The 24,092-nt window shown below is 41.1% G+C and carries 20 protein-coding genes and 1 pseudogene; 8 read left to right on the forward strand and 13 right to left on the reverse strand.

Going from position 1 to position 24,092, the window contains the following annotated elements; translation table 11 throughout:
- Positions 1-150 precede the first annotated feature (150 nt).
- The gene (gene crtR / locus HUN01_RS05535; protein ID WP_181932569.1) at positions 151-1,053 is read right to left on the reverse strand and encodes a beta-carotene hydroxylase; all 903 of its coding nucleotides are present in this window, start codon (positions 1,051-1,053) and stop codon (positions 151-153) included.
- A 380-nt stretch (positions 1,054-1,433) separates the two neighbouring features.
- On the opposite strand from crtR, the gene pyk reads away from it, so the two are divergent.
- On the forward strand, positions 1,434-3,203 hold the full coding sequence (pyk, locus tag HUN01_RS05540) for a pyruvate kinase (RefSeq protein WP_181930428.1): 1,770 nt from the start codon (positions 1,434-1,436) through the stop codon (positions 3,201-3,203).
- Positions 3,204-3,413: 210 nt separating this feature from the next.
- On the opposite strand, the gene HUN01_RS05545 is transcribed toward pyk, so the two are convergent.
- The 6 genes and pseudogenes from HUN01_RS05545 to HUN01_RS05570 form a co-directional block, all read right to left on the reverse strand.
- Positions 3,414-5,195, reverse strand: coding sequence for a M61 family metallopeptidase (locus HUN01_RS05545; RefSeq protein ID WP_181930429.1), 1,782 nt, complete (start codon positions 5,193-5,195; stop codon positions 3,414-3,416).
- Between the two features lie 413 nt (positions 5,196-5,608).
- On the reverse strand, positions 5,609-6,292 hold the full coding sequence (locus HUN01_RS05550; RefSeq protein ID WP_181930430.1) for a Crp/Fnr family transcriptional regulator: 684 nt from the start codon (positions 6,290-6,292) through the stop codon (positions 5,609-5,611).
- Positions 6,293-7,520: 1,228 nt separating this feature from the next.
- Positions 7,521-7,733: pseudogene (locus HUN01_RS36510) on the reverse strand (pilus assembly protein PilB); the annotation flags it as partial.
- Between the two features lie 240 nt (positions 7,734-7,973).
- Positions 7,974-9,161: a HetZ-related protein 2 gene (locus HUN01_RS05560; RefSeq protein WP_181930432.1), complete on the reverse strand. Its 1,188-nt coding sequence runs from the start codon at positions 9,159-9,161 to the stop codon at positions 7,974-7,976.
- A 1,413-nt stretch (positions 9,162-10,574) separates the two neighbouring features.
- A complete protein-coding gene (locus HUN01_RS05565; RefSeq protein WP_069069149.1) occupies positions 10,575-10,922 on the reverse strand; it encodes a carbon dioxide-concentrating mechanism protein CcmK in 348 nt (115 codons plus the stop codon).
- Between the two features lie 85 nt (positions 10,923-11,007).
- Complete coding sequence (locus HUN01_RS05570) at positions 11,008-11,319, reverse strand: BMC domain-containing protein (RefSeq protein ID WP_181930433.1); 312 nt, start codon at positions 11,317-11,319, stop codon at positions 11,008-11,010.
- Positions 11,320-11,622: 303 nt separating this feature from the next.
- Between HUN01_RS05570 and HUN01_RS05575 the strand changes: the two genes are divergently transcribed.
- Both HUN01_RS05575 and HUN01_RS05580 read left to right on the forward strand, forming a co-directional pair.
- Positions 11,623-12,516, forward strand: a complete 894-nt coding sequence (locus HUN01_RS05575) for an alpha/beta fold hydrolase (protein WP_181930434.1) — start codon at positions 11,623-11,625, stop codon at positions 12,514-12,516.
- A gap of 360 nt (positions 12,517-12,876) precedes the next feature.
- On the forward strand, positions 12,877-13,896 hold the full coding sequence (locus tag HUN01_RS05580) for an acyltransferase family protein (protein ID WP_181930435.1): 1,020 nt from the start codon (positions 12,877-12,879) through the stop codon (positions 13,894-13,896).
- Between the two features lie 78 nt (positions 13,897-13,974).
- Here the strand turns inward: HUN01_RS05580 and HUN01_RS05585 are convergent, their stop codons facing one another.
- Together HUN01_RS05585 and HUN01_RS05590 are read right to left on the reverse strand one after the other, a co-directional pair.
- A complete protein-coding gene (locus tag HUN01_RS05585; protein ID WP_181930436.1) occupies positions 13,975-14,595 on the reverse strand; it encodes a coiled-coil domain-containing protein in 621 nt (206 codons plus the stop codon).
- 2 nt (positions 14,596-14,597) lie between these two features.
- Entirely contained in the window at positions 14,598-15,230 is a 633-nt protein-coding gene (locus tag HUN01_RS05590; protein WP_181930437.1) for a ParA family protein, read from the reverse strand.
- A gap of 258 nt (positions 15,231-15,488) precedes the next feature.
- Here HUN01_RS05590 and HUN01_RS05595 point away from each other — a divergent pair, with 258 nt between their 5' ends.
- The gene (locus HUN01_RS05595; RefSeq protein WP_181930438.1) at positions 15,489-16,871 is read left to right on the forward strand and encodes a cytochrome P450; all 1,383 of its coding nucleotides are present in this window, start codon (positions 15,489-15,491) and stop codon (positions 16,869-16,871) included.
- A gap of 271 nt (positions 16,872-17,142) precedes the next feature.
- Here the strand turns inward: HUN01_RS05595 and HUN01_RS05600 are convergent, their stop codons facing one another.
- Positions 17,143-17,736, reverse strand: a complete 594-nt coding sequence (locus tag HUN01_RS05600; RefSeq protein ID WP_181930439.1) for an acyltransferase — start codon at positions 17,734-17,736, stop codon at positions 17,143-17,145.
- Between the two features lie 246 nt (positions 17,737-17,982).
- On the opposite strand from HUN01_RS05600, the gene HUN01_RS05605 reads away from it, so the two are divergent.
- Together HUN01_RS05605 and HUN01_RS05610 are read left to right on the forward strand one after the other, a co-directional pair.
- Positions 17,983-18,285, forward strand: coding sequence for a type II toxin-antitoxin system HigB family toxin (locus HUN01_RS05605; protein WP_181930440.1), 303 nt, complete (start codon positions 17,983-17,985; stop codon positions 18,283-18,285).
- 227 nt (positions 18,286-18,512) lie between these two features.
- Positions 18,513-18,920, forward strand: coding sequence for a helix-turn-helix domain-containing protein (locus tag HUN01_RS05610; protein WP_181930441.1), 408 nt, complete (start codon positions 18,513-18,515; stop codon positions 18,918-18,920).
- A 105-nt stretch (positions 18,921-19,025) separates the two neighbouring features.
- On the opposite strand, the gene HUN01_RS05615 is transcribed toward HUN01_RS05610, so the two are convergent.
- Genes HUN01_RS05615 through HUN01_RS05625 form a run of 3 tightly spaced genes read right to left on the reverse strand, consistent with a single transcriptional unit; the run spans position 19,026 to position 21,921 of the window.
- Entirely contained in the window at positions 19,026-19,586 is a 561-nt protein-coding gene (locus tag HUN01_RS05615) for a shikimate kinase (protein ID WP_181930442.1), read from the reverse strand.
- Positions 19,587-19,645: 59 nt separating this feature from the next.
- Entirely contained in the window at positions 19,646-20,074 is a 429-nt protein-coding gene (gene ccmS / locus HUN01_RS05620; protein WP_181930443.1) for a beta-carboxysome assembly chaperone CcmS, read from the reverse strand.
- Between the two features lie 38 nt (positions 20,075-20,112).
- Positions 20,113-21,921 (reverse strand): ABC transporter ATP-binding protein, encoded by a 1,809-nt coding sequence (locus HUN01_RS05625; protein ID WP_181930444.1) that lies wholly within the window; start codon positions 21,919-21,921, stop codon positions 20,113-20,115.
- A gap of 370 nt (positions 21,922-22,291) precedes the next feature.
- On the opposite strand from HUN01_RS05625, the gene HUN01_RS05630 reads away from it, so the two are divergent.
- Complete coding sequence (locus HUN01_RS05630) at positions 22,292-23,140, forward strand: prohibitin family protein (RefSeq protein WP_181930445.1); 849 nt, start codon at positions 22,292-22,294, stop codon at positions 23,138-23,140.
- Positions 23,141-23,657: 517 nt separating this feature from the next.
- Complete coding sequence (locus HUN01_RS05635; RefSeq protein WP_181930446.1) at positions 23,658-24,074, forward strand: DUF1824 family protein; 417 nt, start codon at positions 23,658-23,660, stop codon at positions 24,072-24,074.
- Positions 24,075-24,092: the final 18 nt, after the last annotated feature.

Below are 24,092 nucleotides of genomic sequence, written 5' to 3' on the forward strand. Positions count from 1 at the left end.
GTCCCTGAAACCTGATTTACTTTGAGGTTATTTTGAGGCGATCGCACAAGGAACACACTCAAAAATCTGGAATTGTGCAGCGATCACACTCAGTTGATTGTGAAGGCTAGCCATTAGTGGACGTAGGTGCAGCCTGCTGTAGGCATCGCTTTACTCAGCACTCTCTTCTTTGTGATGATGAAATCTAATCCCTAAAAAGATGTCGTAAACAAACTCAAAAAAGTCCTTTTTCTGCAACAATCCTGAAGTTTGATAACATCCTTTTTCATCTAAAAGTGGCTTCATGACATAGTACGCAGGCTGGTAATTATACCAGGGAATAGAAGGCCACAAATGATGAATTAAGTGGTAATTCTGTCCCATAATCAGGATATTGAGAACTTGGTTCGGGTAGACGCGAGCATTTTTCCAGCGATCGCGCTCCGCAAAAGGACGATGGGGCAAATAGTCAAAAAATAATCCCAGCGCTATCCCCACCACAAAAGCTGGTATAAACCAAAAATTCAGAATGTAACCCAAAAAGTTGTACTGCACTGAGATATAAACAATTACACCGACAATTAAGCGGCTGATGAACCATTCCCATAGCTCATATTTACGCCACAGTCGCCGTTGAAAGAAAAACACCTCATGGTACAAAAAACGCACTGCAATCAACCATAACGGGCCACCAGTAGAGACATAATGATCTGGGTCGTCTTTAGGATGGTTGACATGACCATGATGCTGTAAATGCACCCGCGTAAATACTGGAAAAGCAAAAGCTAACATCAACGCACTGCCATGCCCTAACATCGCATTCATCACCCGGTTGCGATGGGCAGATTGGTGACAGGCATCATGAATTACTGTTCCAGCACAATGCAAGGCAAGGGTGTTAACGCTAAAACATAGCCAATGCGGCCATTCCCAAAGCCAGTAACCAAAGTTAGATAACACCAGCATTGCTACAGCTACCAAAAACAGCAGTAGCGTGGGATTAAAATCACCAGGAGGCGCTAAAAATTCCTTTGGCGGGATTGTCAGTGGCTTTTGTGCCTCCGATGTGATCATCTCTAACATTGACTCCTTCTTAATCAAACATTACGAATATACGATAAATATTAGGGAACAATAAAGTTTTGTAACTTTTTGTATAGCAATATTTATCCACAGCTTTGCATATCAGTAGATGAATAACGCTATGATTCCAGACAAGAACTAATCTTTACTGATAAGTGGGGTATGACAATTGGCAAAAAGTTGATGGGATAAACTCTTTCGTTGGGAGGATGGATACAAGATTGATGTACTATATCTAGTCTATCCCACAGCCCCCACTCTCCCATAAACCCTCTCTAACTGTTTATATCTTATTGATATAGCAGTGACTGAAAAGGAGATGCCACTTAAGTTACGATGACTTCCCAGATAGCTCCCTAACTTCAGCCCCTATGCAATTAAGAGATTCTCTGCGCCGGACAAAAATTGTCGCTACTATTGGCCCCGCCACTAGCAGTCCTGAAATGCTCAAGGCGATTATTGAAGCGGGAGCCACGACGCTGCGGCTAAACTTCTCCCACGGAACTCATGCCGACCATCAGCGTAGTATTCGCTTAATTCGGCAAACCGCTTTTGAATTAAATCAGCCAGTGGCTATTCTTCAAGACTTGCAGGGCCCAAAAATTCGCTTGGGGAAGTTTGACAACGGGTCTATAGTTTTGGCAAAAGGCGATCGCTTCACCTTGACAAATCGTCCAGTTGTAGGTACTCAAGAAATTAGCTGTGTCACCTACGATTATTTAGCCGAAGAAGTCCCAGTTGGCGCAAAAATTCTCCTCGATGATGGACGAGTAGAAATGGTTGTGGAGGAGATTAACCGGGACAAAGGTGATTTGCATTGTCGGATCACCGTGCCTGGTAAACTTTCTAACAACAAAGGCGTAAACTTTCCTGGCGTTTACCTGTCAATTAAGGCAATGACCGACAAAGACCGCGAGGATCTGATGTTTGGTCTAGATCAAGGTGTCGATTGGGTGGCACTTTCCTTTGTCCGCAATCCGCAGGACATGATCGAAATTAAAGAACTAATTTCCAGTACAGGTAAGCAAGTGCCAGTAGTGGCCAAAATTGAAAAGCACGAAGCAATCGAACAAATGGAGGCGATTCTGGCTTTGTGTGATGGCGTAATGGTTGCCAGAGGCGACTTAGGGGTGGAATTACCCGCAGAAGATGTTCCCGTACTCCAAAAGCGGTTAATTGCCACAGCAAATCGCTTGGGGATTCCCATCATCACTGCTACTCAGATGTTAGATAGCATGGTGAGCAATCCCCGTCCCACTCGCGCTGAAGTGTCGGATGTGGCAAATGCGATTTTAGATGGCACGGACGCGGTGATGCTCTCCAACGAAACCGCTGTGGGTAGCTTCCCTGTAGAAGCAGTGGCGACGATGGCACGAATTGCCGAACGTATGGAGCAGGAAGAATCCCAACACTTAAACTTACGTTCTGTGAGAGATGCCCGGCGCTCCATTCCTAATGCGATTAGTCAAGCTGTTGGTCAAATTGCCGAACAACTAGGCGCAGCAGCAATCATGACCCTAACGCAAACTGGGGCAACAGCTCGTAATGTCTCTAAGTTCCGTCCCCAAACACCGATTTTAGCAGTGACACCCCATGTGAATGTGGCGCGGCAGCTACAGATGGTGTGGGGAGTAAAACCGCTGTTAGTACTAGGATTACCTTCCACTGGTCAGACATTTCAAGCTGCGATCAACGTAGCTCAGGAGTTGAAGTTATTGTCTGAGGGAGATTTAGTAGTAATGACCGCTGGTACACTCCAAGGAATTTCCGGCTCCACAGATTTGATTAAGGTAGAGGTGGTGACGGCGGTATTAGGTCAGGGAATTGGACTGGGACAAGGTTCAGTGAGTGGCCGCGCACGGGTGGCGAATACTGGCATGGATGTTAGTAACTTTAATCCCGGAGATATATTAGTTGCACCCCGCACTAGTGCCGATTTTGTCGAGGCAATTCGGAAAGCTGGTGGGATTATTACGGAAGATGAAAGTCTCACAAGTCACGCAGCAGTAATTGGCTTACGTCTTGGTGTACCAGTGATTGTCGGCGTGAAGGAGGCAACCCAGGCGATTCGGGATGGGGCGATTATAACGCTGGATCTACAACGGGGTTTGATTTACTCTGGGGCGGTAAGAACGGCTTAGGAGTGCTGAGTGCTGAGTGCTGAGTGCTGAGTGCTGAGTGCTGGGTGCTGGGTGCTGGGTGCTGGGTGCTGGGTGCTGGGTGCTGGGTGCTGAGTAAAGAAGTGAGGAATCTCACTTCTTTACTCAGCACTGGCTCAACGCCCCGCTAGAGCTAACGGAACTCGGAACTGTTTTGCCCAATGCCCCATGCCCAATGCCCCATGCCCTTTATTAAACAGTTGCGATCGCAACCCCAAGCCATCCAGCAAAGTTTTGCTGCTGTCTGGAGTCAGGATGCTCAACAGGTTTTACCTGATAGCGAGTGGGACGTGGTGACGCCAAGGTAATGGAATAGGTACGCAGTTCGTCTTGGTGGAAAACTGCGACTTGAATGGTATCGTTCGGTTGGTAATCTTTCAGGCGATCGCTTAAGCTATTCCCGGTTACCTTAATCCCATCAATTGCTAATAACTCATCACCTGCATCAATTCCTCCTACTTGTGCAGGTGAAGCAGTTTCGACAAATTTAATTATCTCCCGCCCATTCTCTGTATTTATTCTCACACCCAAGTAAGGTTCTTCCTGTTGTTCAGCTACTAACTGCAAACCAAAGGGTTCTAAGTACTGGTTCAAGGGCAAATCATCAGTGCCATCAATGTAGCGTTTAAAGAAATCAGTCAAATCGATTCCGGCAACAGATTCGATAACTTCCTGCAACTCTTCTGGGGTATAGCCAATTTCATCTTTCCCAAATTGCTGCCACATTTTCAGCATCACGTCATCAAGGGAGCGCTGATTGTCGTGAGTAGAGCGAATGAGTAAATCCAGCAATAACGATACCATTTCTCCTTTTAAATAATAGGAAATTTGGGAATTAGCGCTATTGGCATCTGGGCGATAGAGTTTTATCCAGGCATCAAAACTCGACTCGGAAACGGGTTGTACCTTTCGCCCCGGTGTTGTTTCATATCTGGTAATTTCCTTACCCAAGTTATTCAAATACGACTTAACATCATAAATTCCTGCCCGCAAAGGAATTAACAAATCATAGAAACTAGTAGTACCTTCACAAAACCACAATGATGGTGTGTAGTTTTCTTGGTCGTAATCAAAAACCTCTAATGCTTTTGGGCGAATGCGCTTGACATTCCACAAGTGAAAAAACTCGTGTGCAACTAATTGGATAAAGCGATCGTACTTTTCCTGAGTGCGAAATCCAAAACGTTGGTAAATTAAGGAGCAAGAGTCTTTATGCTCCAAACCGCCAAAAGCTTGGCTAAATAAATGTAGCAGAAACACATATCGTTCATAAGGCAAACCGCCAAACATCTGCGCTTCTACTTGGATAATTTTTTGGATATCAGCAATCAACTGCTGAACTTGGTAATTACCTTGTCCCCAGATTGCCAGTTCATGGGGTTTTCCCAATACCTCAAATTTATACAATTGGTGGCTACCAATCTCAAAGGGAGTATCAACCAAAGTATCAAAATCGCCAGCCAAGAAAGTATTTGTTTTCTCAGCAACAGATGGTAGAGCAGTAGTTACTTGCCATTCCGGGCGTGGTGGTACAATGGTGACGCGAATGGGTTGCTTGTCCCAGCCCGGTATTCTAAAAAATATTGCCGCACCGTTGAAATAACCGTGGGTAGCATCTAGGTGATTTGTCCGTACCGATAACTCATTGGCAAAAATGCGGTAACGTACAGTTAATTCTGAAACACCCGTTTTGTCTACCTGCCAGTGATTTTTACTGATCTTCCGCCAAGATAAAGGCTTATCCTCTGCAAAAGCCTCAAAATCCTGTAAATTTTTGGCGTATTCCCGGACTAAATAGGAACCTGGTGTCCACACCGGCAGTTTTAAATCAAGAATCGGCGAGGGATAATCTACAAGGCGTAAAGTCACCTCAAACAGATGAGTCTCTGGTTGGGACATTCCCACCAGGTAATGAATCGTTGGCTCGGTTTCTTGGATGTAGGTGTTGGGGCGAGTTGCTGTTGCTTCAGTCATCTTGTGTGCTGAGGTAATAGTAAATGAGTAATTTTTCTCATGATGACAAATTTATCTTTTAATTTTTGACTTTTATTTGCTGCGGCTGGTAGTCAGAACCAAGTTTATAAGAAAATATGCTGAAAACCTCGAAGTTAACCCCTCAAAACTTTTGGGTTTTGAGGGGTTAATGTCTTTTAAGTCGGGGATGAAAGCGAATCAAGGCGTAAACGCCTCAGTAGTTTCATAATATAGTTTATCCAACAGGTAAGGGTAATCAACCTGTCTAAAAAGCAGTTTGCTACCTAACTGTTTACAGGTGAGTGACTGCGATCGCTCCACTACCTGCTGCCTCATCAATCAATTATAGCTCTGCGCCTACATCTGCGATCGCTCTCATGCTTTCTATCCTTACATCTTTGGGGCTACCGCGATCAAATTTTGCCCGCCAAGTTCATCAACTGTTTGAAGTTCACAAGATAAATAATGTTGTTGGCGCTATCAATTTTGATCCACCCTTTTTCATGCAGCTTTTCCATGATTTTGGTGGTTTCTTCAACGCCGATTTCTGTCACCTCTGCTAAATCTTTAAAGGGAATGTTAAAAATTTCTCTTCCTAAGTCTGATTCTTGACCATAACTTTCGCCTAAACTCACTAGGGTATGGGCAAGTTTGACTGCTGGTGGTGAAGACCGCATTTGTAAGCGTAGGTTAATTTGCCGCAATCGCCGCACCATCAGTTGCAACATCCGGTGATGTAACTGCGGGTCTTTAAACAATATTTGAATAAACCGCTCTCTGGAGATACTAAGCAATTTCACGGATGAAAGAGCAATGACATCAGTTGAGCGTGGAGATTCATCCAAAATTGCCATTTCTCCAAAAAAATCGCCACGCCCAAAAATTGCCAGAGCTACTGAATCTTCCCCGACGGTACGCCGGACTTTGACCCAACCAGAAACCACAAAGTAAACGGCGTTACCCCAGGCATCTTCCATCACAACGGCTCGCCCAGATGGGTATTCATGTTCAATTGCAACGTTGAGTAGCCATTCCAAAGTCTGTGGATTGGCTGTACTCATTAAGGGGAAAAGTTCACTAAAAACCTCAGTTAGCATGAAATATTTGCAACAAATGGATTTAAGAGTGGGAAACTAACTTTGCTACTATAAGTTTGTTTAAACCGTAATCTTACTCAGAATACGATCGCAAAATTTGTATTTATTGAAGATGAATCTCTAAGGTTGATCGGTCTAGAGTTCGATTACAACATAACAATTATGTATGTGATCGAAATCAGCGGTTTCACTGACAGACTTATGATTTGCTGTTTGTTGGTGGATTGCTATCTAGTGTCAGTATTTTGATCTTTTGGTCTAAATTTTTGACTAGTTGATTCAGGGCGACCAAAGCCTCTAATTGCTGAGAATCAAGGCTGGGATTCAGTAAAAGCCTTTCTTGTAGTTCATGTAACTTTAAGCTTAGTTGCTGAGAAATTCCTAAAGCATCGCGGCCAAGACGCGCCAACTGTTGTTGTTGATAGAACTTTAATGCTGCTCCTCGTAACACTTGGAGTGTTGCTTCTTCGCCGTAGATTCCCGGCATGACTCGCAAACGCAATAATAAGCGGTTTTTTTGATATACGTATTCTTTCTCTACCTGTTTTGGTTCTGCAACTGTGGTGACAGGCAGGGAAGCAAACCGCTTTAATTCATTCAGTACTCCTTGAAAAACCGAGAGCGGCAGCTTGTCTAATACAGACTGTAAAACTCCATTATCACTCCACAGTATTCTGCCTTCGTAAGCTTGTCTTTCTAAATACAGCCGACCAATTCCCCCAGCCAGGATTCGCCCTAGTAATTCTTCTAGTAATTTCTTCGGTGGTAGTGTTGTTAGTACCTCAATCGGACTAAGTAGTTCGGGAATTTGCGTGGGCAAAATCGGTAAATTGTTTGGTGTCACTTCGGAATTTTCGCTCTCAACAGGGGTTAAGAATGTCGTAGTTTGAGATAATTGGTCTAGCTCTGGAATAGGCGGCAAGTCTACGCGCTGCCCAGAATGTTGACGTTTTTGTGTCTGAAACACCATCAATATTGGTTGTTGATTTGATTCCGATTCGGCATCTAGGAAAGGAACAGGTGTGTCAGCAACGATCGCTGGGCTATTTTTTGAAGGAGAGTCCGCTATTGGCTGATGTATTTGTTGGGCATCTAGCTGAGATGTATTCTTATGGTTGAGGTAGGCTGATAGTATTCTGCGGTGGGCATCGGCTGCGATCGCCTCAATCACCATTGTGCAATTGATACAAGACAAAATGCGACCAACGTAATCTAGCGCCTCACTGTCTTGTGGATGAACCATACCTAGCAAGAGGTTTTTGTCTTCTAATCCAAAGGGCAAAATCTGGTGGTAGAGGCAAGCTTCAAAGGACAAAAGACTATCAATCAGTTGAAATATTTGTTCGCGATCGCTTTCTTCCTCCCACTTAAATTGTGTAGCGGTTAGCACCTGGGACTCATTTACTGTAGTATCTGTTAGTTCGCCCTCTGAAGACAACATAGGTTTGATTGCTTGGTGTTTATGTATATAATATTTTGCCTCTAATTGAGTAGGTAGTTAATAAAGATACTTTGTTCGATTGTTAAAATTTCAATTATATATACCTAAGTAGACGTAAGTAGAATATGAATTTTAGATTATAGACTGTGGATAATACTGAGGATTAGGGTATGTGGTATGGGGCATTAGTTATTTCTCCCTCATCTCCCTTATCTCCCTTATCCCCACTCCCACTACAGGTTACTCTTGGGTTCTTAAAGCTTGGGCTGCAAGATAGATTTTTGTCCATTCACCTAACACTTGATGAGTTTTGAGTTTTAACTGTTGAGCTATTGTTTCTATTGAATTACCCGCTTTCCGCAAGTCTAGAATTTGCCGCCCTAGAGGAGTCAATTTTTCATCAAGTTGCTGCCATTGGTTTTGCGTTAATCCCAAGTTATGTTCTTGCAAGGAAATTGAGAGCCAGTTATCTACGAGTTCTGGTTTACCTTTGAGGGCAAAAACACGTACAGCATGGTAACTAATTTTTTCTCGCAGACGATAAACTTCTTTAGTCTGTTTATTTAGTCTCCGGGCGATATCTTCTTGGGACTTTCCTTGCAGATACAGTCGTAGCCATTCCACTGCGTCTGTTCCCAGATTTTCTTGTAAATAATTTTCAAATTCTTTTTGTACTGACTGGCGCAGCGCAAGTTGTTCTTCTAGTTGTTGTGCTTCTTGATATTCTGCGATCGCCTGACTATCGACTAAGTTAACCCGATTATCATTATCATCTGTGAGAATTTCTTCTGACACGAGTCTAACCAAGTCACGTCCAGGTACTTGGGTTAAGCCACCGCGCTGAGTGCGACGTAAATAATTCACAAATCGATAAGCTAATAGGGGTTGATTGCGGACTGGCCGCAAACAATATTCTTCTAAACTGGCAAATAGCAGAGCATCGCCCAATCGTCTATCGGTTGTATATTTGCCAATATCAGCCATTTGCTGTTGCATCTGGCTATCGCTTTGCAATAATTCTTGGAGTACTTCTTGTAACACATCTATCACACTGCGCTGGCGATCGCGGCTGAGAGAAACCCAAGTCTGAATCTTATTGCGTAATGTTACTAAACTCCCTAATCGCGTGATCAAGTTGCGATAAGCACGTTCTCGCCCCAGTCCCAAGTAGCGTTGACGTAAAATCCTCCAGCGATATTCCATCGCTTGCTTGGCGATATCGAGTTCTTTCGGATTAAACAGATCAAACCGTTTTGAGTCAGATCCCAATAGCCAGAGAATAATGCTTTGCCTAGTAGCTTCATTTTGGTCTGGACATTCCACAGCCAATCGCTTTTGCCAATCTATAGCCAGTTTTTCTATATCCATTTTCATAGTGAGATTGCATTCCTCGAAACTCAATTTTGAAGTTTGCATCACAACCCCCATTTGTCCCACCTAATTGTTTAACTGGCAGCTGCCCCGTATTTCATGAGTTTCATGAAAATAGCTCAGTGATTCTACTTTTATTACGTCTTAATTCACTCAAATTATGCAGAAACTTTCTACATTGATGTTTTGCTTTTACTTAAAAATACCCTAAACCTTTGCATATCAGGCATTTGGGCCAATTATGCTAATTTTAAATTTTCGTAAAGTTATGTTTTTAACTGAGAACAGAAATTTGCCTAGAGTGGTGAGGATACACCTTTGCGCTAGATGGATCGGGGAAATCTGACATTTTGTAACATATACGAGGAACGAATCTAATTTAACTCAATGTCAGACATTATTTCACCCGTATAAGTTTCAACACTCTATAATCCCTTACTTAGTCAAATACTTAGTTAAATGTCAATATGCTTGGTGTTAATGAGATTTGACCTCGGAAGATTCACTAACCCCTGTGATAAATTGGCTTAATTCCTTGCTTTTTAAGGAATATCAAGCCTTAACTGAATTGTATTAAGTTAATTTTGTTAAGTGTATATACGGTAATTAGCGTTTAAGATAATGTCTTATACCAATTTTGTATGAAGCTGCACATAATAATACTCCCCTGTAGTCCCCCCAAGGCATCGGCTACGGTGTACACACAAGTCTGAAATAGCTGATTAAGCAAGGTTTTACCCCACCCTAGCCCTCCCCTTGCAAAGGGGAGGGAAATAGATTTTCTATTTCCCCCCTTTACAAGCTACGGTGTACACACAAGTCCTAAAAACCTAGCTTGATAAGCATTTCCTCGTTCCCAGTCGGAGACTGGGAATGCATTCATTGAGTCTCTGACTCAATATCTGACTAGAGGCTCTGCCTCTAGTCAGGCATTCCTATGCAGAGCATAGGAACGAGATAACAATGAGAAATTGATCTTTTTTCGACTTGTGTGTACACCGTAACCTTTACAAGGGGGGATTAAGGGGGGTGAATTATATGCAGCTTCACAAAAAAACGGTATTAAAAAGTAATTGTATAGATTCTTGGATAAATAATATCGCTGTAGTGTAGAATCAGCCCCAGTATGCTATGTAGCGATGTCTACGACGGGCTACGCCTACGCTATTCTTGGTAGGAATTAATAGGCAATTTATCTTTTTTTAAACTAGCTTTACTCACAACTACGCCTCTAACATTGGCAAGTTATTCTTAACAATGAATAGTCAACAGTCAATATTGATTTTGACTATTGACTCTGATTGTTGCTTTCCCTCTGCTTAAAAATTTAACTTATGCAAAATCTAAAAACAGAAAGAATGCATTCCCCTAAAGTTTTGATAGTCAGAAGCTTGACAAGAAACTTCTCTTTAAATTCATTTATGGAGATTCTTCGTTTTAAATTTTGAATTCCCCCACACGATGTTGAATCTATCGATTGTTTGATCTAACAATGGGATTTTCTACAGATTCTCGATACCCTTGGACTTGTTCTGTGTAACCAATTGGCAGAACAGCTTCAACGTTTTCATGGGGACGAGCAATAATTACCCAGGATTCAAGTGTACCGCCAAAAACATTTTCTGCGGCTTCAACACCGGCAGCCATAGCGGCTTTTACTTCAGAAACATCGCCACGAATATTAACTGTAAAGCGAGCGCTACCTACTCTGATATAACCAACGAGGGTAACTCGACCAGCTTTTACCATAGCATCTGCTGCTGCTAGCACCGCAGGAAAACCTTTAGTTTCGAGTGCTCCAACTGCCTGTAATGACATTATTAATCTCCTGTATGAATAAACGATATGGGGGCTACAAGTTAATTGTACGAAGCTTCGCTACATATTTTGATAGCAAAATTGCTTAGAACATGCGGAAAGGTTCTGATTCTTCAGTGAAATGGATTGGTAATATGGTTTCCACATTTTCCGGGGGATTAGGAACAACGTAGTAGGTAATTACTGTACCAACCTTGACTTGCTCTCCAGCTAAAATTCCGGCTTCAACAGCTCTATTTACTTCCGAAACGTGTCCCCGGACGGCAACTAACAAGCGGGCACTTTCCGCTTGACCATAATACACAATTGTGACTGCGGCAGCTTTGACCATTGCATCTGCTGCTGCTAATACACTAGGAAAACCTAAAGTTTCAATTACGCCAACCGCCATTGGCATGGCATTAGCTCCTGGATTAAGGGATAAGCGATTTTAATTGTACGTGGCTTTAGTCCCTATTTTGACATTTTGGAAAATTTTCTTTGATGCCATAATTTTTTTGGAGAGTAGACAGGCGATTAATTGTGTCTGTCCTGTAAGCGATTAATCTCGTCTGTTGGGAGTTAGAATATTTTGATATTACCTGACTTATGTTTTATATATAAATTACAAATAATACTTCAGCATCTTAGGTTGTGTAACTTTATTGTTTAACAAAATCAGTTATGCGTGGATACAGGCTAGTACGATAAACTGAAATTTATGTTTCCGAATTTTCTTCCTACAGCAGTTGGGCAACTCACAGAACCAGCCTCGATCGCACTAGCTCAGAGTATTCAAACTGCTGCGATCGCTACTCCTTTAACTAATCAAGCAATTACCACAACATTTGTCAAGCAAGGTAGTGGTGGCACTCCTATTTTATTAATTCATGGCTTTGACAGTTCTGTATTAGAATTTCGGCGGCTTTTGCCACCACTTTCAAAAGATCATGAAACGTGGGCAGTGGATTTGTTGGGTTTTGGATTTACAGATAGACTCTCAGGAATAACCTATAGTCCAACTGCGATTAAAACCCATCTTTATTATTTCTGGAAAAGCCTGATTAACCAACCTATAATTTTGGTGGGTGCTTCGATGGGGGGTGCGACAGCAATTGATTTTACGCTGACTTACCCGGAAGTGGTAAAAAAGCTGGTGTTAATTGATAGTGCGGGGTTGGCGGGTGGTTCACCATTGAGTAAATTTATGTTTCCCCCGTTGGATTATTTAGCAACTCAGTTTTTGAGTAATCTGAAGGTGCGCGATCGCGTTTCTCGCCTTGGATATAAAAATCAAAGTCTTGCCTCTATCGATGCATTATCTTGTGGGGCATTGCATTTACAAATGCCAAGTTGGAATCAAGCTCTGATTTCTTTTACTAAAAGTGGTGGTTATAGTGCTTTTAGAGTTGAAACAATATCACAAATTGTGCAACCAACGCTAATTTTGTGGGGCGATTCCGATAAAATTTTGGGTACTGGGGATGCCATGAAATTTAAAATGGCAATTCCACACAGTACTCTTACCTGGATTCAAAATTGTGGTCATCTTCCACACCTGGAACAACCACAAATCACCGCGGAGCATATTTTAGACTTTCAAGTTGAGTTGTAGTTGGAACAGTAAAATTGGGTATCAAGTCAGCACAACTATCGATAATTTTTCTATAAGAGAGCATTTATAAAGTGAATGTTAAATTGTAGCGTGTGTTAAAGCAGCGCGTAAAGCTCCATATTCCCAGGTGCGTTACGGCTAAATTATTTACTTTATAAATAGGCTCTAACACTGAACTGTAAAGTTTTTCATCTATCGCTAATAGATTTTGTCATAGCTACTATTTTTCTCTTTAATAGTGTTATTTTCACATAATTATAGGGAACTCTGTAGCTAGAGCGATCGCAAAGCTGTCTAGCAAACAGACAGCGGTACATTAGAGTAGATTTGAAAAGACAGTCAGGTTATAGAGAACTAGCTATGAGAATGGAAAGAAATAATAGTCTGGACACCTTAAAAGCATTAAGTATTGCTTTTGTTTTAATCTGGCATTTACGACCTTTTCAATTTATTCTAAATGGTTCTACACATATTACTGTGTTTGTTTTGGCTAAAATTTTGAGGGATTTGGAACTGCAATTATCTTTAACAGCCGTTCCGATTTTTTATATTGTTTCTCTTTACTTATTTTTTCAAAAATCTGATGGCGTAGAATACTTTCAAAAGAGAATTACTAAGTTAATTAAAATTTACTTATTTTGGGTACTTGTTCAGAATATATTTTTTATGATAGTTACGAGAGAAATTCCTAATTTTTCATGGCAACTCATTACAGGATTAGAACCAAGCTTACCACTTGTTGGAGATTCAGTTTTTTATTTTCTATTTAATCTTATTTGTTTGACAAGTGTTGCTTTTTTATATCAACTGATAAAATCAGATTCTTTAAGAAAAATTATATCTTTTACAATAGGAATATTTTGTTTATTTTATTTTGAAGCTAGTTGCTTACTAAATATCAGCATTCCTTATCATTGGCTAATAAATTTTGTTATTTATGTTCCTATAGCTTTTTACTTAGCTAAATTTCCTGATAGAATATTGAGCTTTAAGTTTTACTACCTAATTGCATTTATAATGTTTTCATCCCATGACATCTATTTACGTACATCTGGCTATTACCCAAGTATCTATGGAAGAATTGCCATTATTTGTGGAGCTATGACTATTTTCTGTTATGTTAATTCTCAAAAAGAAATAAAAAATAATTTATTAATACAACAATTATCTAAATACTCTCTTGGTTTATTTTCATTACATAAATACTGGCAATACTTGTTCTTTCTATTAATTAATAATTATAAAATTGGCATGGATATAGGAATTATTGGAACTCCTTTGAGTACAATCTTTATAATTGAAGGACTTTTTGTTGTATTTTTTACTGTGTTATCAATTTATTTATTAAAATTAACTCGTTTAAAACAGTTTGTTATCTAGAGTATCAATTCAGCAATCAAAAAACAACCCTCCAGCCTCCTTCCCTGGTTGGGAAGGAGGAGCCAAGATTAACTGACTCTAGTCAAGTAACCACATCTCATTAGAACTATCGGGATACTCATTTGGTTGATTTTGAGGTTGAGCTTGAGCAAGTGTTTCCGATGATCGATGTGATTTTTTGTAGTTAAGTGGATTGTAGTGGTCTTTTACTGGTTTTATCGCACTAGTTTCTTTTACAGCTACAGCTAGTTTAGATTTATCTTCTGCTGTTTGTTTTAAAGCATTAATTTCTTCTATAAGCTGGGAATTGGCTTCTGCAAGTTGCAGGGCTGTTTTTTTGGTTTCGTCAAGTTCTTTTGTTAGCTGTTCTAGTAATGATTTTTGTTCTGATGCAAAGGTTTTTTGTTTAGATAATTTTGATTGCAAATCAGCAATTTCTTGTCCAAGAGATGCTTCTTTTTTGTGGCTTGTTTCTAGATTACTTGTCAACTCTTTGACAGTTGTTTCTAAATCAGCTTTAGTAGGACTGCGTTTAGTAGAAGCTGGCTCAAGTGGTTGTCCTAACGATTCCTCATCAGATGCAGCCTGTTCTTCGACAACTTTTTCTGCTGTAACTTCGATCGCAGATTCACCTTCTGGGGGTGTAAATTTTTGCGCCTCTTCTTGTAGTAAGTCAGAGAGACTTTGTTTCCTAGCCATTATTATTTTCTCCAATCACGCTGTAATTCATCAGCTGCACGGCGGTAGTCTAATTCCGCCTCCCGTGCATTTCCTCCTCGCCATTGAGTAATCGCTACACCTTCAAGTGCTGCTCGTTCATGAGCTTTATAGGCACGGATGAAGGTATTACAAGTAGGAATACCTAAGCGAGTCAGAGTATTTTTTGCTTCTTGTGCTTCTCCCAGACTGCGCGTATCGACTTTGGTGAGCAATACCCGATGGGGGGTTCCCAAGGGGATGACGGCTTCCTTGACTGTTTCCACGAGGATTGCTAAATCCATTGCAGATGGGGGTGTCGGCAAAACTAGATAATCTGCGATCGCAACTACCGCCACTAATGCTTCAGAGCGCAGGGCGGGAGGTGTATCCACCACTACTAAATCGTAACCTGTTATCTTTCCTAAATCACTTAAAAGTGCGGGATCGGTTTCTTGAGATAAATCAAATCCCATTCCCTGCTGACTGCGCCCAAACCACCAACTGGCAGAGCCTTGAATATCTGCATCAATCAGAAGCACCTTTTTTTTCTTCGCAAAGTTTGCAGCCAGATTGACTGCGGTAGTCGTTTTACCGACTCCTCCTTTACCGTTGAGAATAGCGATGATTTTTGGCACTGCTTGCTTCCGATGCTGCCTTTTGTTAGCGGTAGCGGGGCGTTTAGCCCGTGCTGAGTTCTGAGTGCTGAGTGCTGAGTTAAGAGAGACGCGATTAATCGCGTCTGTACAAGAGTCATTATTATCCTCTTTATCTTCTTTTCAGTTTCCAGTTTCCAGTCTCTAGTCCCCAATCATGAATATACCGCTTTCTGTAACCCTAAGTAACATGAAAACTCGTAACAATAAATTCAGAAGCCATCAATTCCACAAAATTTTATGACAGCAACTTACAATTTGCCTGATGGGCCCCAAATGCCGCGCTGGCTGCGGATGATCAAGTTTATTAGTCAGCCCGTGAAATATATAGATGATTTTGCCAAAATCTACGGTGACACTTTCACAATCAAAAGTAGTCGCTCCGATAACCATATTGTGTACTTTAGTCAACCCCAAGCACTAGAGCAGATTTTTACTGCTGATTCCAGCTATTTTGAGGTTGGCAGAGGGAACATAGGGCTAAGATTTTTGCTTGGCGATCGCTCCTTCATGTTATCAGATGGCGATCGCCACCAGCGCCAAAGGCAACTATTAGCCCCTCCCTTTCATGGCGAAAGAATGCGGGCTTATGGTCAGGATATCCGAGAAATAACCCGACAGGTGAGTAATGAATGGCAAATTGGCAAGCCTTTTAATATCCGTGAGTCGATGCAAGAAATCACCCTGCGTGTTATTCTGCGGGTTGTATTTGGCTTGAATGATGGACAGCATTTTGAGGAACTGAGGCGATCGCTAAGTGACTTACTAGACTTAATCACTTCACCTATAATGTCCAGCGCTTTCTTCTTCCGGTTCATCCAAAAAGATTTCGGGGCGTGGAGTCCGTGGGGTAGGATTCTCCAACAACGGCAAAAAATTGATCAACTGATTTACGCTTTGCTTCGAGAACGTCGGGCTGAATCCGATCAAAATCGCCAAGATATCCTGAGTTTGATGATGGCTGCTCGTTATGACGATGGTCAAGGGATGTCAGATGAAGAATTACACGACGAGTTGATGACGTTGCTAGTTGCAGGACATGAAACTACCGCTTCGGCATTGACATGGGCTTTTTACTGGATTGACCATTTACCAGAAGTGCGGGAGAAATTGCTACAAGAACTCAACACCCTTGGAGTTAACCCGGATTTAAGTAGTGTAGCTAAATTGCCTTATCTGACAGCAGTTTGTCAAGAAACATTGCGAATCTACCCAATTGCCATGAATGCTTTCGTGCGGATTGTGAAGACTCCAATTACAATTATGGGTTACGAACTGCGAGAGGGAACAGCAATAGTCCCTAGCATTTATTTAGCGCATCATCGGGAAGAAGTTTATCCACAATCCAAGCAGTTTAAACCAGAACGCTTTTTAGAAAGACAGTATTCACCTTATGAATATTTACCCTTTGGTGGCGGTAATCGTCGCTGTATTGGGATGGCATTTGCTCAGTATGAAATGAAAATCGTCTTGGCAACTGTTCTGTCAGAATTTCAAGTATCGCGAGTGAATAAACGTCCTGTGCGTCCTGTGCGCCGTGGTTTAACTTTAGCCGCACCCGCCGGAATGCGGATGATTGCAACACCTCAAGTTAAGCGTGCGAATACGCCAGCATTGGTGTAATAAAAATTAGGTTGGGTACATTAATCATTGGTGTCAACTTAAGCTAAAATCCTTTTCAAATCTCGTTTCTAGCCTCTGGCTGGAAATGCAACTCAAAAGCGGCTCTGCCGCAAGTCTAGAGGCAGAGCCTCAAAGACAGGCATTCCCAGTCGGAGACTGGGAACGAGACAATATCTAAAGGCTTTTTCTTGGCTGGCTTTCACGTTAAGTTGACACCAATGCACATTAATGCGTACCTACCAGCTATAGGATAATAATTACGAATTACGAATTACGAATTATCCTGACTCTCTTGCTTATTGGCAAGTTGTTCGTAATGTTCTTTGTCGCGATATTTAATTGTTCTCATCCGTTGATTTCCAACAATTGCTAAAGGTTCAACATTAGCAGTTACAACCGTCCCCGCCGCCACAATTGCACCATCTCCAATGGAAACTCCTGGAACAATAAGGACATTTCCGCCAATCCAAACATTGCGACCGATAACTACAGGTTTATGAATATAGACATTATGTTCATAAGGTAAATCATTACTTTGGTAGTCATGATTTGCAGAGAGAATCACAACGTTAAATCCAAGTGTTGTATTGTCGCCAATTGTAATTCCGCCACGTCCATCTAATATGACATCTTGTCCAATGTAGACTTTATTTCCCAGAGATACATTTTGCGGGTGTTCAATTCTCAAGTCTCGCTTAAATCGTAGTCCTGAGCCACTAAATTTTAATTGACTCTTCAGTTCTTGATGTTTATAGCGCCTGATTTTGGTTTCTAAGTATTCTCCCCACCGTACCAGACGAGGTACTAACCATTGTTCTAATAGTCGCTCTAATTTATTCGTAATTTTATTTTTGATCTCTTTCATAAAACCTCATGGAAGTTTAGGAACCCTCTGGCTTTCAACCAATGAGGGAAAACGACGCGGGTACTTTAGCACTCTTCACATTTATTAGGTTTCCCCAATTAGAGTATTTTCTCGCGTGTGAATAGCCTTTATTAAAAAGCTAGCTAGACAATGCCCACAATAACTTCGCAATTTGCTAAGATAATCTCCTATCCGACCAAAAACCAAAAGACACTCCTATGAAAAAATACTATGTACTAAAAATTTATGCACATAATCAGTCGTGCAAGACTTTCTGAGTTTTGGGAAAAGCACTCTAATGCACAAACTAGCCTGCGGTTATGGTACAAACTTACATCTGTAGCAGAGTGGCAGAACTTGGTAGAGTTACGCCAAACTTTTCCCTCAGCCGATCAAGTCGGTAATTTCACAGTTTTTAACATAAGTGGTAATAATTATCGACTGATTACTTTGGTCGATTACAAATTCCAAAAAGTTTTTATTCGCCATATACTGACACATGCCGAATATGACAAAGATGATTGGAAAAATGATTATTGGTTCACTTGATGCTAACGATTCTTTTGGGATACCAATTTTAAAAATACTTGTTAGGGATTAAAACCCTCAGATATATGAACAACAGCATGAACAGAATTCCTAAGTTATAATTACTTAAAATCCCCTATTAGGGATTGAAACTCTCAGATATCTGGATAGTAATATGAACATAAGTGTTTGTGTTCCAATTCATCAAAATCCCTATTAGGGATTGAAACGATCAGGAATCTGGCAAAATGACCCCTGGAACACCTGTTACTAAAACGTATATTAAATTACTCACATCTTTTCCTCCCCGTCCCGTAACTTCCGAGGAAGAATTGCTGGCTACGCAAGAAGTAATCGATTCTCTAATTGATAAAGGTGAATTAACACCAGATGAACAAGACTATCTCAATGTTTTAGGTACTCTGGTTTATGAGTACGAACAAAAACATCATTCTATAACTGATATTCATGGCGTAGAATTACTTCAAGCGTTAATAGCCGAATTTGGTTTGCGACAAAAAGACTTAATTCCTATCTTTAAAACTGAGTCTATTGTATCTGAAGTCTTGAGTGGACAGCGCAAGCTGACAGTTAAGCATATTGCTCGCCTCGCGGAGTTTTTTCACATTTCGCCTGCTGCTTTTTTTGAATCATAAGAGTGAAAACTTTACAGATTGTCATCGCGGGATTACAGCCTAGCAGAGAAGATATTTGCTAAAGCTGTAACCTATTTAGAAGAGACACTTAAAAGGTAATCAGTTTTAAAGCTTTACAATTTTAAGTATCTCGTCTCGTGCTTCTTCAGGCGATTTACTTTTTGTATAAACAACAAACTTTGCCAAATCATAATTTGAATGATGCTTAACAAAATATTCGTTCAAATCAAACCCATTACTAACAATCCCACCATTACGTTCGTTAAGTATTTGGATAGATTCTTCTAAATCTGGAGAAGGAAGAATCAAGACAACATTTATATATGGATCTAAAATTTGTTGCACCCATCTGAAAAGTTCGTCATCTTCATAAACAGAATGGCCTGCACCAAAATCGATAACACAATTGCTATATTCTGAAAGTACTCTTTCAACCGCGTAGGCTTCAAAAGGTTTCCAATAACGATAAATACCTGGAAATCCTTCTTTTTCTCTTATTTGCTTTGCCAATGCCTCATCATAATTTATTTCCTTATAATAATTCAATCGTACATCGTCCATAGAACACTGTGGAATCCCTAACTTCTGGGCAAGGAGTTTTCCAAGGGTGCTTTTACCTGTACTAATTGGGCCAATAAGAATAATATCTGAAATCTTACGACTCATTTTAAAAAGCCTGAAGATTAGAAACAACTCTGCTATACAAATAAATAAGCCTTAGTTAGTTATAGCTTCAACTCCTCCCTCATCCTCTCTTCCAGCACATCCAATAACCCATCCACATCCTTCCCAGCTTGCTCAAAACAAATCGGTGGCGCTGGTTCCGGTGCAAACTGAATTAACTTAATTTCCCCCTTCCCAATCCCAATCATCACAACTTCCACATCCGGCTTGTGATTCTCCACAATTCCCAAAATTTCCTGAAGCCGATTCTCAACTCTAATATTTAAATTCTCTATCTGTTCTTTCGGACAATAAACAAAATGCGGCGTTGGTTGCAAATCAATACCAACAGTACCCTGACTATCACCATTTGCTAACCACAATCCCCAAAACAGCGCCGCCAATTCTTGCTGATTTGCTTTGACAAACTTATCCAACTGGCGACGCCACTTAGTATCACCTGATTCTGGTTGACTATTACCAAAAAACATAAATAATTCGTAATGAAGACACAGACAATAGGCGAAACTTATCTTAAACCTGACTGTACACGCCAGAGGCTGGAATAAATTCCATCTTTCTCCAGCAATTGCTCATGGGTTCCCGACTCTACTAATTTCCCATGTTCCATGACATAAATGCAATGGGCATTGCGGATGGTAGAAAGACGATGAGCGATCGCAATTGTAGTTCTATCTACTGTAATCCGTTCTAGCGATCGCTGGATTGCTGCTTCTGTTTCATTATCCACCGCCGAGGTAGCTTCGTCTAAAATCAGAATAGGCGGATTCTTTAAGACTGCCCGGGCGATCGCAATCCGTTGTCTTTGTCCACCAGATAACTTTTGTCCTCTTTCCCCCACAATTGTCTCATAACCTTCGGGCAACTCAACAATAAATTCGTGCGCCTCGGCTATCTTCGCCGCCGTGATGATTTCTTGTTCTGTAGTCTCAAAGCTACCATAAGCAATATTCTCCGCGACAGTGCCATGAAATAGAAACACATCTTGACTCACCAAACCGATGCAGCGCCGTAAATCTTGCAAATTCAAAGTTTGCAAGTCAATACCATCCACAGTAATCCTGCCAGCTTGGACTTCGTACAACCGCAACAAAAGTTTGACTAAAGTGCTTTTACCAGAACCGGTTGAACCGACAATTGCAATGGTTTTCCCCGCCGGAATATCCAAAGACAGATTTTTAATTACTGGAAATCTATCTTTATAGGCAAAATAAACATTGTTAAATTGCACTTCACCGCGCACTTTATCTATAGGTAAGGCTACATTACCTGTATGAATAGCGATAGGAGTATCCAATAAATTCATGACTCGATTAGTAGAAGCCATTGCCCTTTGATATTGGTCAAAAGTTTCGCCTAATCTAGTTAAAGGCCACAGCAATCGCTGAATTAAAAACACTAATACACTGTAAGCACCAACAGACATTTCTCCCGAAACCGCTGCCATCCCGCCATACAAAAGTAATGCCGTGAACCCCACCAAAATCAGCATCCGAATTAACGGCACAAAAGCAGCAGAAAGAGTAATTGCCTTAGAATTACTGTGGCGATAAGCGTCACTATCTAATTCCAAACGAGAGGCTTCATAAGCTTCAGAGGTGAAACTTTTAATAGTAGTAATTCCGCTGATATTATTTGACAACCGCGTATTGAGAAAACCTACCTTTTCGCGGACATCAGCGTAGCGAGGTGCTAGTAATCGTTGATAGGCAAAAGAACCCCAGAGAATGAATGGCATCGGTGACAAAGCCATCCACGCTACACTAGGAGCCAGAATAAAGAAAGCAGCGCCAATAATTAGAACAGTTGCAGAAACTTGGATGATATCATTTGCGCCCCCATCCAAAAACCGCTCTAATTGGTTAATATCATCACTAAGGATAGACATTAATCCGCCAGTGCTGCGTTCTTCAAAATAAGCCAATTCCAACTCTTGCAAATGCTTGTATGCATCCAAACGCAAGTCATGCTGAATATTCTGAGCCAAATTCCGCCAAAGTCGAGCGTAGGCGTACTCAAAAACCGATTCTAGTATCCAAATGATTACAGTCAGGAAGGAAATAATCAAAAATTGTTGAAAGACATCCCGCACCCCTAACTGTGCAATTATGGAATCCTGTTGCTTAACTACCACATCCACCGCCACGCCAATTAAGCCGGGTGGTGCTAAGTCGAAAAATTTATTGAGGGTAGAATAAGTAGTCGCCAGCCAAATTTGTTTACGATACTGGTGTCCATACTCAAGCAAACGCTGGAGAGGATGCGCTGAATGTTTACGCCTTCTTGATGCCCGATGAGATTTTAATGCAGTAGCCACGGCTTTTTGCGATTTCGTGTCACTGATATTACCACGGAACAAAGTCTTGAGTCCTAAGTCCTGAGTCTGAAGATTGATTCAGACAGACTAGTACCGCAAGGCGGAATTCAAAATTTAAAATTCAAAATTCAAAATGAATACAGCGTAAGAGTTTCGTTGATTTTGAAGAGGTGGTTAATTTACGCCGTGTTGTACTAGTGAGAAACTAGTAACTGAGTTTATTCAAGGACTGGGGAGAAGTGGGCAAGGGGAGCAGAGGAGCAGGGGGAGAATAACAAATAACAAATAACAAATAACAAATGACCAATGACAAATGACAAATGACCAATGACAAATGACCAATGACTAACTAAATATTGGAGAGAGGAATTTGAAAAATCAGCAATTTGGTAATTGGCAAACCACAGTTTTGGGAATTGTGTTAGCAATACTAGTGATTATTGGGCTAAATTCCTTTATCATTATTAACCCAGGACAAGCAGGAGTAATTAGCATCTTGGGTAAAGCGAGAGATGGCGCTTTATTGGAAGGTATTCACGTGAAACCGCCTTTTATCACTGTGATAGATGTGTATGATTTAACAGTGCAAAAATTTGAAGTCCCAGCGGAGAGTTCCACTAAAGATTTGCAAAATTTATCTGCGAGATTTGCAATTAACTTTCGCCTCGATCCGATAAAGGTAGTTGAAGTTAGAAGGAAGCAAGGAACATTAGAGAATATTGTATCAAAAATCATTGCTCCTCAGACACAAGAAGCATTTAAAATTGCCGCAGCTAGAAGAACAGTAGAAGAAGCAATTACGAAACGAAGTGAATTGAAAGAAGACTTCGATCAAGCGTTAGGCGATCGCTTAGACAAATATGGGATAATTGTATTAGATACTAGCGTAGTTGATTTAGCGTTCTCACCAGAATTTGCCAAAGCAGTCGAAGAAAAACAAATTGCTGAACAACGGGCGCAAAGAGCAGTTTATGTAGCACGTGAAGCTGAACAAGAAGCACAAGCAGACGTTAATCGCGCCAAAGGGAGAGCAGAAGCTCAAAGACTTTTAGCAGAGACACTCAAAGCCCAAGGAGGACAGTTAGTTCTGCAAAAAGAAGCCATTGAAGCTTGGAAGACTGGCGGCGCTCAGATGCCCAAAGTCCTGGTTATGGGTAATGACTCAAAAAATGGTGTGCCCTTTATATTCAACCTTGGGAATGTCCAAAATCAACCGTAAAAGGGAAGTGGGCATGAGATAACAAGGTCTAAAATTATGGAGTTTGCTCTGACCTCAGACAAATTCTACAATACATTGGACTATTCCCAATTCAAAATCTAAAATCCAAAATGGGATAAGTTGGGCTAGTACAGGTTGGTGTAAATAAACCTACTATTTCATTACAGCCAGAAAGCCCGGAATTAAAGCATGAGTGACGAATGGCACTAAGAAAAGCCCAAAGACTTATTGTATCCTCGTTCCCAGCCTCTAGGCTGGGAACTAGTTCCGAGAGGCTCTGCCTCTTGTCAAGCTATGGAGGCGGAGCCTCCGAGAATTGTTTCCCAGCCTGGAGGCTAGGAACCAGTTGAGGCAAGGGCTGTATCTTAACTTAATGCCATTCGCATGAGTGACTTTTGACCCTTCGACTCCTTTCGACTGCGCTCAAGGCAAGTCGCTCAGGGTCAAACTTCCGCCTTGCGGTAGTAGCCCCAACTCAAACACCACAGAAAAACCAACCAGATAATAGTCGAAGTTTATGTCAACCCCTAATCCTCAGAATCTCACCGCCGAAGAAGCGAAAAAATTACTGAACAAATTCAACTGTCTAGACATTGCCCCTATCCTCAACTCATCAGAAAAAGTTGTAGTTCGTAATGCCTTAATTTTGCTCACCAAGCTTACTGATTACCAAATATTAGGAATTTGTGCAGATACAGCAGAAGAAGGAATATTGGCAATGAAAACCTATTCTCTGGCTTTGGGTTATGAACCACCAAATAATTTACTGACACCCGAAGGCCCAGTTTATATCAAATTAAATGGTAAAAATGGCTTATGTTATCTTGATTCCTATGATGGACATCATCGTGGCGTATTAGTATCTTGCCAGTCTTATGACGAAGATGGAATCAACGAAATGTATGGACACCTTCCCTTGGACTTATTTGTATAGAATTCGACAATGTAGGTA

Source organism: Nostoc edaphicum CCNP1411, assembly GCF_014023275.1.
In the GTDB taxonomy this organism is placed as follows: domain Bacteria; phylum Cyanobacteriota; class Cyanobacteriia; order Cyanobacteriales; family Nostocaceae; genus Nostoc; species Nostoc edaphicum_A.